We start from the raw sequence: 11,254 nt of genomic DNA on the forward strand, positions 1-11,254 counted from the left end.
GCATCGAAACCTCCAATGGAGGGTGCCATGCAGAATTGGGAAGGGAATTGGACGAACGCAAAGTTTTGTGACGTTGCGAACCTGATCCTCGGCGCGATACTGTTCGTTTCGCCCTGGATATTCGGTTTCGATGCGGGGACGGTCTCTCAGAACGCCGTTATCACCGGTATCGCCATCGCGATCCTTGCGGTCGCGGCGCTGGCGGCGTTCGCGGTGTGGGAGGAGTGGCTGAACCTCGTCGTCGGCTTGTGGGCACTGGTATCGCCCTGGGTATTGGGCTTCCAGGGAACCACCGCGATGACCGTGCATGTGATCATCGGCGCGGCGGTCGCAATCTTGGCAGCGATCGAGCTCTGGATTATGTCCCGCAACCCGCCGCGGCTGACCACCGGTAGCTGAGAAGCTGGATCGTTTGGCTCGTGGCATAGCTTCGCCGTCATCGGAAAAACCTGTCCAGCCGACGCGGACGAAATTCGGTGCGGACCTGGGGCCGGCAGCTACTCAGCGCAGTCGGCCTTGGGTCAGCCGTAAGTGCCGCAGCTCGAGCTAGCCTTGCTGGACGGCTTACTCCCGGCGCCAAATTCCGAAAGTGCCGATGGAAAGGCCTTGCTCCGGGGCTAGGTTCATCGGGCATTCCGTTTGCGTCGGATTCCCAAATTTGAATGCCACGGGGCATGATTTTTGGGACCAAGCTGCGTTTGCCATCCAACGGCAGACCTCTCGGTCCCAGCTCGTTTTTCGATCCGGAAAAACCTCCAGGCTGGGGCCGATGTGGTCTACTCCGGGCGTAAGCCGCCCCATCAGTACCAGCCCATCTTGAAACAGAGACCAAGCCAACCAGCGAGCGCGATTAGAGCGGCAATGTTGATGTACTTCTGAGCGTCCTGCATCATTGCACCGCAATCAAAGGCGCCCCGCAATTCGGAGCAACGTTGATTTGTCACTACCCGTTCCGCCTCTCTGCCCTTGACCAGATCAACAAGGTTCCGGTTTCTGGCGCTCGGTTCATCGCGGGAGCTCGGGGTTCTCCACCTTATGTGCTTTGGCGTGTTCTTCTCGACCTGCGGGACCATGCGGGCGGGATCGGGACCGCCCGGAACGCCCCTGGGGCCGAGCAGCTCACGCGTAATGTCATCCTCGGTTCTTTCCGGCTCGACGCCGTTGATGGGCCGCTGTCGCACGGGAGCGACCTCCTGATGCCCACGGCAAGCTCAGGTCACCTCAGGCTTGAAGGTCTGCGGCTGCTGCTCTGGCGGCGGCATTTTAAAAGGAATGGGGAACGGCGTGCGCGCGAGGCTTACCAGCGCCGCCCGTTCCTCGGAGAGACGGCTTTCGATGTACTCGCGCTCCAGATCGGAAAGGCGGGTCTTGAGCAGCCGGTGGTAGCGGTGAATGCTATTGCGGTGGGTGCGCAAGCGGGCGAGCTTTTCTTCCAGTGTCATCATCGTCGTCCTCGACGGTTACAAGCAATCCTTTCCAAAAGAGGTCGGAGGAGCCCTCCGGCGTGAGACTTAGAGAGGCTTGATCTTGTTTCAAGATGGATCAGAAGATTGGACCAATTGCCTCAACCTCAAGCCAGCGTTCTGTACGCTCCGTGCTCCCCAGCGCGGGGCCGGATCATGGCAACCGAAAATCCGCCATGTGCTCTTGCATCGTCCCGTTGATGTCCGCTTGTGGCCCTCAGCCGACCATTGGGACCTCGCCCTCCGAGCACCGCTTTTGACCCATAGCAGAAGTCTGAGCCTGCACTCCAACCCCTCAACCGCCCGGGTCGAAACTCATTCTTGCGGTTGCACGTGCCTGACGCCGGAACGTGAGCATCGTCAGGGTCTCTGATCTCCTTAAACAATGGCATGGTCAGCAATCCCAGCGAATGTGTAGCAGTAATGCTGTCGCAAATTGGCTTGCCATATTGCAATTCTAGGAGCGGGAACAAATGCTTCTCGCTTCGTGGAGCTGGGGAGACAGAAGTCTGCGGCGGTTCGCGGATGCAACACTTTTGACCTTGGCCACTTTCAATGAGCTCGCCTGAACGGCTACGATGCCGTCACCAGAGAGCTTAGGAGCGCACATGAGACGGCGGGAGTTCATCACGCTTCTTGTCGGCGCGGCACCTCTGTGGCCGCTGACAGCGAGCGCGCAACGTTCAGCGGTAGCTGTTATCGGTGTGTTGTCCGTGGGTTCCCCTGACATTGCGAGTCCCTATGACGCAGCATTCGAAAGAGGTCTCGCGGAGAGGGGTTTCGTAGTTGGCAAAAACGTTACGATAGAACGTAGGTGGGCACGAGGAAACCACAGTAGGCTTCCGGAGCTCGCTCAGGAGCTCTTGCATTTCAATCCAGCGCTGATCATCGGAGGGGGCAATGTGGTTGCGCTCGCCGCAAGGAAAGTGACTTCAACCATTCCGATCGTATTCGTAATCGCGTCAGACCCCGTGAAGCTCGGACTGGCAAAGAGCTTCGCTCACCCCGGGGGCAACGCCACGGGCATATCTATGATGACAGCGAGGCTTGTCCTAAAGCGCCTCGAACTGATCCAGGAACTGCTCCAGCAAAAGGCTACCGTCGGATTTTTGGTGAACCCTGACAATCAAGACTTGCTTCAGGAAATTGACGAAGTTGCCCGTTCGACCGGGCGGACCTTGAAAGTAGCCAAGGCGCGCAACCAGGATGAATTAGAGCCAGCTTTCAGGCAGCTTGTTAGCGCCCAAGTCGGGGCGGTCCTCGTCAGCAACGATGCGATATTTTTCAACCTGCGTGCGCAACTTGTCGCATTGGCCGATCGTCATTCGCTTCCGGCGTCCTATGAATTCCGCGAGTTTCCGGCGGCCGGTGGCCTGATGAGCTACGGCCCGAGCCTTGTCGCAAACTTTGAAAAAGCCGGCATCTACGCCGCACGAATCTTGGGAGGTGCTCGGCCGGAGGATTTGCCCATTCAGCAGCCCACGGAGTTCAGTTTGGTTCTCAACTCAGCAACCGCGCGCTCCTTAGGCATCGAAATCCCGCCATCACTGCTCGCCCGTGCGGACGAGGTGATCGAATAAGGCTCTACGCCCGATGTCGGCCCGTAGCGACCTTGCCGCGCGACCGCGACCGTCTGCATTCGACCCATTGCGGACTCATTTCCCTATCCTCGGTCCTGATTGCGCCCCATAATGCTCCGCTGTTTGGAGGCTAGTCATGAGGCGACGCGATTTCATGTCGACCCTCGGCGGACTGGCCGCAATTTGGCCAGTTGCCGCGCGCGCCCGGCAAAAGGAACGTGTCCATCGAATTGTTTATCTAAGTGCTCCGAGCCGGGAGTTGGTACAACGCACGCTCGATGCTTTTCTGCGAAAGCTCCGAGAGCATAGTTGGGTTGAAGGCGAGAACTTCATCACTCGCTCTGACCTAATTCAGCGAGGTTCTCGCTGTGACGTTATTTTCGACTCATTCAACCCAAACGGCCCATCTCAGTCCCGCATACCTCCGTCGATCACACGGTCCCATGGCAAAATGCTAATGTAGTCATCCCCTGGCGTGGTCCTTGGAGGGTACATGCAGCGGCGGGAGTTCATTGCACTGATCGGGGCCATCGGTGCCGTTTGGCCGCGCAGCTTGATTGCGCAGCCCGCCCATCAGCTCATGAAGAAGATGCCTCGCATCGGTTTCCTGGCGTCAGTTCCGCACCAACGAATCGAAGCCTTCGATCGCGGACTCCGCGAGATGGGATATGTGGAGGGCGCGAACATCATCATCGAGCGCCGGTTCTGGAAGAATGACCGGGAACAACTGGCGAGATTTGCCGCCGAGCTGGTGGCTCTCGAAGTCGAGGTGATTGTGGCGTCCAGCACGCCCGAGGCAATTGCCGCCAGGGCAGTCACCGGCACGATCCCCATCGTGACTGCCACCGCAGACGCGGTCGGTGTCGGCCTTGCGGCAAGTCTTGCGCGGCCGGGTGGAAACGTGACGGGACTGACCGGGGTCGCAAGCAGCGGCAAGAATTTCGGGCTTCTGTTGGAGTTACTGCCACGGGCGTCGCGGTTCGCGGTGCTCCTCGACCCCGACAACCAATATCATGCACGGCTGATGGCCGACTTCCAGAAAACCGCCGCGGACCGGCAGGTCGAGATACTTCCGGTGATCAAACGCTCGGTGGAGGACATAGGCCCTGCTTTCCAGACCATAGCTTCGAAGGATATTCAGGGCCTGCTCGTGCTTGTGGACCCCATCGGGTTCGCCAACCGGCGCAAGATCATCGAGCTCGCCGCGCAAAACCGCATTCCGGCGGTGTATCACTGGCGTGAAGAAGCGGTCGAAGGTGGCCTTCTCGCGTATGGCCCTGACATCATTGACCTCAATCGCCGCTCCGCCGGTTATGTTGCAAAACTGCTGCGGGGCGCGAAAGCGGCCGAACTCCCGATCCAGCAGCCGGAACGCTTCCGATTGGTGATCAATCTTAAGACTGCTCGCGCTCTCGGTCTGAATATTCCAACCGCGCTACTCGCGACGGCTGACGAGGTGATTGAATGATGCTGCGCTGCATGAGTCCGCATGTGGCCCTTCAGCTACATTGGAAGATTGCTGCTTCTCCGCTGGTGTTGGGGCTTAAGCGGACATCAGTCGACGGCCAGCCGCTTAATGCGTACACGGCCTAGATCCGAGTGCCCGGATCACCGGCCAGGCCGCGAGCGCGGCGGCGAGATGTTTGAGCGTATGGCCCGAGACCATGTGGCCGGTCGCTTCGAACACGGTCACGTCGCCGAGTTCGAACAGCTTGGCTAGCACATAGAAGACGATCACGCCGCCGAGCGGCACGCCAAGCGCGCCGGGTCGCGGGCGTGTGAACGCGAGGCCCACGGCCAGCGCCATGCCGCCGAACTGCACGACCACCCAGGGCGTGAGATTCTCGCGTGCCACCCAGGCCGCCAACAGGCCCGCGACCATCGTCAGCACCAGCACCGCCTCGCCTGCGCGCGTGCTGATGCGCTCGCTGGCCGCGATGCCCAGAAAGCCCGCGAACGCGACCGCCATGCCGAGACGATCGGCGATGAGCCGTTGCGGCACGTCGGGGTCGAGATGATAGAAGCCCGAGCCGAGGCACGTGAGGATCAGGCCGACGAAGAACCAGTTCGCACCCACCGGCGCATCGTGGCGGGCACGCAGCCGCTCCGAGCCCCAGACGCCCATCGCGAGGAAGGCGAGATTGCTCAGCACGTCGCCGGCATTGGGCACGCCGAGGAAGGTGCGGCTATCGACGAAATGCGGGATGTGCCAGGCGGCGGCGGGCATCGTGGGCGCCAGAAGCGCGGTGAGCGTCAGGACGAGGAGCGCACCGATAAGATATTTCTCGCCGGTTTGAAGGGGGGCGTACGAGAGTCGGCGAACGACTGGCGGGACCAGTGCATTGGCCGGTTGAGCTTGGTCGCGCGCGCGCAGCATGAACATCTCCCGATATTGAACATTGTTCAATATTGGTAGCTCGAAAATGAACTATGTTCAATGGGAGATGTCGCGAGATTTCTGCACCAATCAAGATATTGAAATTGCTTTGTTTTTGGAATGTGAGCGGCCGCCACAGCCGTGGGGTGGGCAAAGCGAACCGTGCCCACCATTCCGCTTATGATCGACATTCGTGGGCACGGCGCTGCGCGCCTTTGCCCACCCTACGAGACCGCGTTTGTGGCGCTAACCCGCCCCGATCTCCGCGACGATGCGGCCCGTCGTGACCTGCTCGCCTTCGGCGACGTCGATCGCGCTGACCACGCCGTCGATGCCGGCCTTGTGGACGTGCTCCATCTTCATCGCTTCCAGCGTCAGCACCGGCTGGCCGGCGGTGACGCGGTCGCCGGGCTTGACCAGCACGGCGACGACGCGGCCGTTCATGGCAGCGCGGACCTTGCCGTCGCCGCCATTGCTCGCGGCGGCCTGCGGTGCGGCTAGCGTGAGATCATTCACCGCGAGCGGGATGCCACGATGCTGCAGATAGAGCCGATCGCCATCCCGCAGGAATTTCGCGCTGTCCATCACGCCGGCGTGGCGGAAGCGGATGGCGTCGAGATCGAGCTGGTCGATCTCGAACTTATGCTGGCGGCCTTCGACGGCGACGGTGTAGCTGCCGTCGCGCTCGCGCATGATGTCGAGCTCGTGCGCATCGCCGCCGATGTCGATTTTCGCCGGCAGCGGAAAGGTGGCGGCGAGGCTCCGTCCGCCCTGCCGCGATGGCGCGCGCGGATTGGTGACGTAGAGCAGCAGGCCTGCCAGCGCGATCTTGAATGCCGCGTCCGCACGCGGCGCAAGCAGCTCGTTGCGATGGGCGCCGATGAAAGCCGTCGTCGCCTCACCCTTGGCAAAGCCGGGATGACGCAGGCACGATAACAGGAACGCCTGATTGGTCGTCACGCCAAAGGCCGTAAGCTGCTCGAGGCCAACGATCAGCCGTCCCCTCGCCTCCTCGCGATTGGCGCCATGGCTGATCAGCTTGGCGATCATGGAATCGTAGAACGGCGGAATCTCCGAGCCCGGTTGCAACGCGTGCTCGACGCGGATGCCCTCAGGCACCTGCCAGCGCGCCATGCGGCCGGACTGCGGCATGAAATCCTGCGCGGCATCTTCCGAGCAGAGCCGCACCTCGATGGCGTGGCCGGAGAACCTGATGTCCTGCTGCTTCACCGGCAAGGGATCGCCGCGCGCGACGCGCAGCTGCAGCTCGACGAGATCGAGCCCGGTGATCGCCTCGGTGACGGGATGCTCGACCTGCAGCCGCGTGTTCATCTCCATGAAGTAGAACGCGCCGCTCTGATCGAGCAGGAATTCCAGCGTGCCGGCGCCCTCATAGCGCAGCGCCTTCACCGCTGACACCGCGACCTCGCCCATTTTCGCGCGCAGCTCCGGCGTGACCGCCGGCGACGGCGCCTCCTCGATCAGCTTCTGGTGCCGCCGCTGCACCGAGCAATCGCGCTCGCCGAGATGGATGGCATTGCCGTGCCTGTCGCCGAACACCTGGATCTCGATGTGGCGCGGGTTCTGGATCGCCCGCTCGAGGATGACGGCCGCATCGCCGAACGCGGCTTTCGCTTCCGACCGCGCGCTGCGCAGGGCTTCGGGGAAGGACGCAGCGTCAGTGACGAGCCGCATGCCGCGGCCGCCGCCGCCGGCGACCGCCTTGATCATCACGGGGAAGCCGATCTTCCCGGCTTCGGCGAGCATGACCTCGTCGCCTTGCTCAGCGCCCTGGTAGCCGGGCACGATGGGCACGCCGGCCTTCTTCATGATCTCCTTGGCGCCTGCCTTGTTGCCCATCGCCTCGATCGCCTGCGGCGACGGGCCGATGAAGACGAGGCCGGCATCCTTGCAGGCGCGCGCAAACGCCTCGTTCTCGGCGAGAAAGCCATAGCCGGGGTGAACGGCATCCGCGCCGCTGGCCTTGGCCGCTTCGATGATCGCGGGAATGTTGAGGTAGGATTGCGCCGGCAAGGCGTCGCCGATGCGCACGGCCTGGTCCGCCTGCTTCACATGAAGCGCATCGCGATCCGCATCGGAATAGACCGCGACGACACCGAGGCCGAGTTTTCGCGCGCTGCGCATCACGCGCAGTGCGATCTCGCCGCGATTGGCAACCAGAACCCTAGAGAACGGCCGGTGCTGCACTGATCCGTTCCTCATGGGCGGGCCACCGAAAACTGCATGCGCTGGGGCGTGCGCGCATCGCCCTCGCGGCAGATGGCGAGCACCTCCGACAGCACCGCGCGGGTGTCGCGCGGATCGATCACGCCGTCGTCGAGCACGCGGGCGCTGGTCGAGAATACGTCCATCTGGCCGTCGAACACGCCGATGATTTGCGCCTTCATCGCGTCGAGCTTGTCCTTCTCGATCGGCTTGCCGCGGCGCACCGCTGCGGCCTCGGTCACGATCGCCATGGTCTCGGCCGCCTGCTCGCCGCCCATCACGGCGGTCTTGGCGTTGGGCCACGAGAAGCAGAAGCGCGGATGGAAGCCGCGGCCGCACATGCCGTAATTGCCGGCGCCGAACGAGGCGCCGCAATAGATGGTGATCTGCGGCACCGTTGCCGAGGTCACCGCCTGGATCATCTTGGAGCCGTGCTTGATCATGCCGGCTTCCTCATAGGCTTTCCCGACCATGTAGCCGGTGGTGTTGTTGAGATAGAGGATCGGCGTGCGGGTCTGGCAGCAGGCCTGGATGAAATGCGTCGCCTTGTTGGCGCCGGCGGGATCGAGCGGGCCGTTGTTGGTGATGATCCCGATGGCCTGGCCCTCGATGCGGGCATGGCCGCAGACGGTGGCCGGGCCGTAACTCGGCGCCATCTCGGTGAAGTCGGAATCGTCGACGATGCGCGCGATCACCTGTTTCATGTCGACCGGGCGCTTGTGGTCCATCGGCATGATGCCGAGCAGCTCGTCCTGATCGTAGCGCGGCGGCTTGAACTGCGCCGACGCTCTGCCCGGCCGCTCCCATTGCAGCGCCGCCATGATCTCCCGCGCGATGCGCAAAGCGTCGCGATCGTCCTCGGCGAGGTAATCGCCGAGGCCGGAGATTTGCGTATGCATCTCGGCGCCGCCGAGCTCTTCCTCCGTCGCGATCTCGCCGGTCGCGGCTTTCAGCAGCGGGGGTCCGGCGAGAAAGGCGCGGGTGCGGCCGCGGACCATGACGATGTAGTCGGAGAGGCCGGTCTGATAGGCGCCGCCCGCGGTGGAGGAGCCGTGCGTGACGGTGACGACCGGCAGACCGGCAGCGGAGAGCCGCGCCAGGTTGCGAAAGATGTTGCCGCCGCGAACGAAATCCTCGACGCGGTAGCGCAGCAGATTGGCGCCGGCGCTTTCGACCAGCTGCACGTAAGGCAGCTTGTTCTCCAGCGCGAGCTCCTGCACGCGCAGCGTCTTGTCGAGGCCGTAAGGCTGCAGCGCACCGGCGTCGATGCCGGAATCGCTGGCGCTGACCATGCAGCGGATGCCCGAGACGAAGCCGATGCCGGCGATGACGCCGCCGCCCGGCACGCTCTTGCTCGCATCCGGCACGTCGAACATGTAGCCCGCCAGCGTCGAGAGCTCGATGAAGGGCGCGCCGGGATCGAGCACCAGCGCGACGCGCTCGCGCGGCAGCAGCTGGCCGCGCTTGTGGAAGCGGTCCTTGGCCGCGGCGGACGCGGCGCGCGTGCGCTCCTCGAGCGCGCGCATGCGGTCGATCAGGCCGAGCATGCCGTCGCGGTTGGCTTGGTAGGCGGCGCTGCCAGGGGAGATGGTGTTTTCGAGAATGGACATGACTTGATCCTGCTCGTCATTGCGAGGAGCGAAGCGACGAAGCAATCCAGACTGCATCCGCGGAAAGATTCTGGATTGCTTCGCTTCGCTCGCAATGACGGGGCGATACCTTACCTGTTCGTCCCAAAGATCTTCCGCGCCTCGGCGGGGCTCGCGATCTCGCGGCCGGCGCGCCTTGCGCAGGCGGCGACGGCTTCGATCAGCTGGCCGTTCGACGTCACTTTCTTGCCGTCGGCGAGATAGAAGGTGTCCTCGAGGCCGGTGCGCAGATGACCGCCGAGCTCGGCGCAGCGCTGGTGCAGCGGCCAGATCTCCTCGCGGCCGATGGCGGTGACCTGCCAATGCGCCTCGGGGCGCTTCAGCTTCAAGAGGATCGGCAGCAATTCAGGATCGGCCGGCATGCCGGAGGCGACGCCCATCACGAAATTGTACTCGAGCGGGCCGTTGTACATGCCGACCTGGTGGTACATGCCGACGCAGCGGACGATACCGACGTCGAAGCACTCGAACTCGGGGATGGTGCCGACCGCGTTCATGACGTCGAGATAGTCCTTCACCTTCTCGACCGAATTGTCGAACATCATCGGCGGCCAGGCCCAGCTGTTGTCGGCCTTCACCTTCAGGTAGTTCAGCGAGCCTGCGTTGCAGGCGGCAATCTCGGGCTTCGTCTCGCGGATGCAGTCGAGCGCGCCTGAGTAGTTCGGCCCCGACACGCCCGAGGTGTGGTTGATGATCGCGCCCGGGCAGGCTTCGCGGATCGCCTGCTGGATCTCCTTGCTGACCGCGACCTCCCAGGACGGCAGATGTCCCTTGCCCGGCGCCTGCTGGCGCAGATGGATGTGCATGATGGACGCGCCGGCCTCGAACGCAGCCCTGGCCTCGCGCGCCATCTGCTCGGGCGTCACGGGCACGTTGTGCTGCTTGGGGTCGGTGAGCACGCCGTTCAGCGCGCAGGTGATGACGGCCTTGTCGCTCATGCGTTCACTGTCTCGCACGTTGAGAATTCAACGCTTGCGATCATGTGACGCGCGACATGCGGCTTCTTGCGCGGAGAAGCTGGGAAAAACGACGAATTCGTAGGGTGGGTTAGCCGAAGGCGTAACCCACCACTGTCGGCCTCCGTGAAATTGACGAGGTGGGTTACGCCGAGCAGCTGCGCTTCGCGCATCTGATCGGCTAACCCACCCTATGAAGCCTCCGCCATCCGCACGGTCTCGGTGCTGCGGTAGATCGCAAGATCGCGCGAGCCGACGAAGATCGCCCGCGGCTTCAATCCGTAGAAGCGGCGGATCGAGTGGCTGAAATGCGTGGAATCGGGATAGCCGATGTCCTGCGCCAGATGGGCGAGGTTGAGGTCCTGGTTGGCGAAGTGCAGCAGATACCGCGCGCGCTTCCAGGCGCGGAAGGAGCGGAACGAGATGCCGGTCTCCTCCTTGAACAGGTGCAGGAAGCGCGAGGCCGAGAGGCCGGCTTCAGCGGCGCAGGTATCCGCCGTCACCGGCTCGCCGGAGAAGCGCTCGATGCGGGCCACCGCACGCATCACGCGCGGATCCAGCACGCGGCGCGGCAGCGCCTCGCCAAAGCACATCTCGTCGAACTCGGCGGTGGTGATGTCGCCATAGCGGCGCTGACGCAAAAGTGCGTAGGCGGCGAGGATCTTGCGGACATAGGCGGCCTGGTCGGGTCCGGTCAGACGTGCGGCCAAGGCTTCGATCACGCCATCCGGCATGCTCTCCGGCTCCAGCGTCACGCTGATGACGGTGCGATAGTCGCTGGCGATGGAGTGCCGCTGGTTCGGCAGGGTGACGAACAGCTCGCCGGTGGCGAGAACGTCGTCGATGGTCAGGTGCAGATTGCCCTTCACCGCGACATAGACATGGCAGCAGCCGGGTGTCCGTTTGCGCGGACGACCAAGCAGGCCCGCATAAAACACCCGCTCCGGCGTGATCAGCATCAGATGGTCGGATTCGCGACCGTTATATTCCATTGGGTTCCTCC

At 63.2% G+C, this 11,254-nt stretch carries 10 protein-coding genes; 3 read left to right on the forward strand and 7 right to left on the reverse strand.

Translation table 11 applies throughout. The features are described from left to right. Positions 1-27: 27 nt before the first annotated feature. Positions 28-399 (forward strand): SPW repeat protein, encoded by a 372-nt coding sequence (locus tag I6F37_RS30720; RefSeq protein ID WP_036002168.1) that lies wholly within the window; start codon positions 28-30, stop codon positions 397-399. A 401-nt stretch (positions 400-800) separates the two neighbouring features. Here the strand turns inward: I6F37_RS30720 and I6F37_RS30725 are convergent, their stop codons facing one another. Next, complete coding sequence (locus tag I6F37_RS30725) at positions 801-1,181, reverse strand: hypothetical protein (protein ID WP_225114829.1); 381 nt, start codon at positions 1,179-1,181, stop codon at positions 801-803. A gap of 30 nt (positions 1,182-1,211) precedes the next feature. Further along, the gene (locus I6F37_RS30730) at positions 1,212-1,445 is read right to left on the reverse strand and encodes a hypothetical protein (RefSeq protein WP_306469161.1); all 234 of its coding nucleotides are present in this window, start codon (positions 1,443-1,445) and stop codon (positions 1,212-1,214) included. Between the two features lie 626 nt (positions 1,446-2,071). On the opposite strand from I6F37_RS30730, the gene I6F37_RS30735 reads away from it, so the two are divergent. Then, entirely contained in the window at positions 2,072-3,043 is a 972-nt protein-coding gene (locus tag I6F37_RS30735) for an ABC transporter substrate-binding protein (RefSeq protein WP_036023876.1), read from the forward strand. Positions 3,044-3,536: 493 nt separating this feature from the next. Next, the gene (locus I6F37_RS30740) at positions 3,537-4,511 is read left to right on the forward strand and encodes an ABC transporter substrate-binding protein (protein ID WP_036002174.1); all 975 of its coding nucleotides are present in this window, start codon (positions 3,537-3,539) and stop codon (positions 4,509-4,511) included. A gap of 105 nt (positions 4,512-4,616) precedes the next feature. Here the strand turns inward: I6F37_RS30740 and I6F37_RS30745 are convergent, their stop codons facing one another. The 5 genes from I6F37_RS30745 to I6F37_RS30765 form a co-directional block, all read right to left on the reverse strand. Continuing rightward, positions 4,617-5,420 (reverse strand): hypothetical protein, encoded by an 804-nt coding sequence (locus I6F37_RS30745; RefSeq protein ID WP_225153570.1) that lies wholly within the window; start codon positions 5,418-5,420, stop codon positions 4,617-4,619. 246 nt (positions 5,421-5,666) lie between these two features. Beyond that, positions 5,667-7,643, reverse strand: coding sequence for an acetyl-CoA carboxylase biotin carboxylase subunit (locus tag I6F37_RS30750; protein WP_225153572.1), 1,977 nt, complete (start codon positions 7,641-7,643; stop codon positions 5,667-5,669). After that, complete coding sequence (locus I6F37_RS30755; protein ID WP_225153574.1) at positions 7,640-9,256, reverse strand: acyl-CoA carboxylase subunit beta; 1,617 nt, start codon at positions 9,254-9,256, stop codon at positions 7,640-7,642. Before I6F37_RS30755 ends, I6F37_RS30750 begins: the two co-directional genes overlap by 4 nt. A gap of 110 nt (positions 9,257-9,366) precedes the next feature. Continuing rightward, positions 9,367-10,233: a 3-keto-5-aminohexanoate cleavage protein gene (locus I6F37_RS30760; RefSeq protein ID WP_225153576.1), complete on the reverse strand. Its 867-nt coding sequence runs from the start codon at positions 10,231-10,233 to the stop codon at positions 9,367-9,369. A 209-nt stretch (positions 10,234-10,442) separates the two neighbouring features. Beyond that, entirely contained in the window at positions 10,443-11,243 is an 801-nt protein-coding gene (locus I6F37_RS30765; protein ID WP_036002084.1) for an AraC family transcriptional regulator, read from the reverse strand. Positions 11,244-11,254 lie beyond the last annotated feature (11 nt).

Source organism: Bradyrhizobium sp. NBAIM08 (assembly GCF_020193935.1).
Classification (GTDB): domain Bacteria; phylum Pseudomonadota; class Alphaproteobacteria; order Rhizobiales; family Xanthobacteraceae; genus Bradyrhizobium; species Bradyrhizobium yuanmingense.

What these genes read in the sequence shown, in the direction of transcription:
- I6F37_RS30720 (WP_036002168.1), top strand. Translation starts at nt 28, where the DNA reads ATGCAGAATTGGGAAGGGAATTGGACGAACGCAAAGTTTTGTGACGTT.
- I6F37_RS30730 (WP_306469161.1), bottom strand. Translation starts at nt 1,445, where the DNA reads ATGATGACACTGGAAGAAAAGCTCGCCCGCTTGCGCACCCACCGCAAT.
- I6F37_RS30735 (WP_036023876.1), top strand. Translation starts at nt 2,072, where the DNA reads ATGAGACGGCGGGAGTTCATCACGCTTCTTGTCGGCGCGGCACCTCTG.
- I6F37_RS30740 (WP_036002174.1), top strand. Translation starts at nt 3,537, where the DNA reads ATGCAGCGGCGGGAGTTCATTGCACTGATCGGGGCCATCGGTGCCGTT.
- I6F37_RS30745 (WP_225153570.1), bottom strand. Translation starts at nt 5,420, where the DNA reads ATGCTGCGCGCGCGCGACCAAGCTCAACCGGCCAATGCACTGGTCCCG.
- I6F37_RS30750 (WP_225153572.1), bottom strand. Translation starts at nt 7,643, where the DNA reads ATGAGGAACGGATCAGTGCAGCACCGGCCGTTCTCTAGGGTTCTGGTT.
- I6F37_RS30755 (WP_225153574.1), bottom strand. Translation starts at nt 9,256, where the DNA reads ATGTCCATTCTCGAAAACACCATCTCCCCTGGCAGCGCCGCCTACCAA.
- I6F37_RS30760 (WP_225153576.1), bottom strand. Translation starts at nt 10,233, where the DNA reads ATGAGCGACAAGGCCGTCATCACCTGCGCGCTGAACGGCGTGCTCACC.
- I6F37_RS30765 (WP_036002084.1), bottom strand. Translation starts at nt 11,243, where the DNA reads ATGGAATATAACGGTCGCGAATCCGACCATCTGATGCTGATCACGCCG.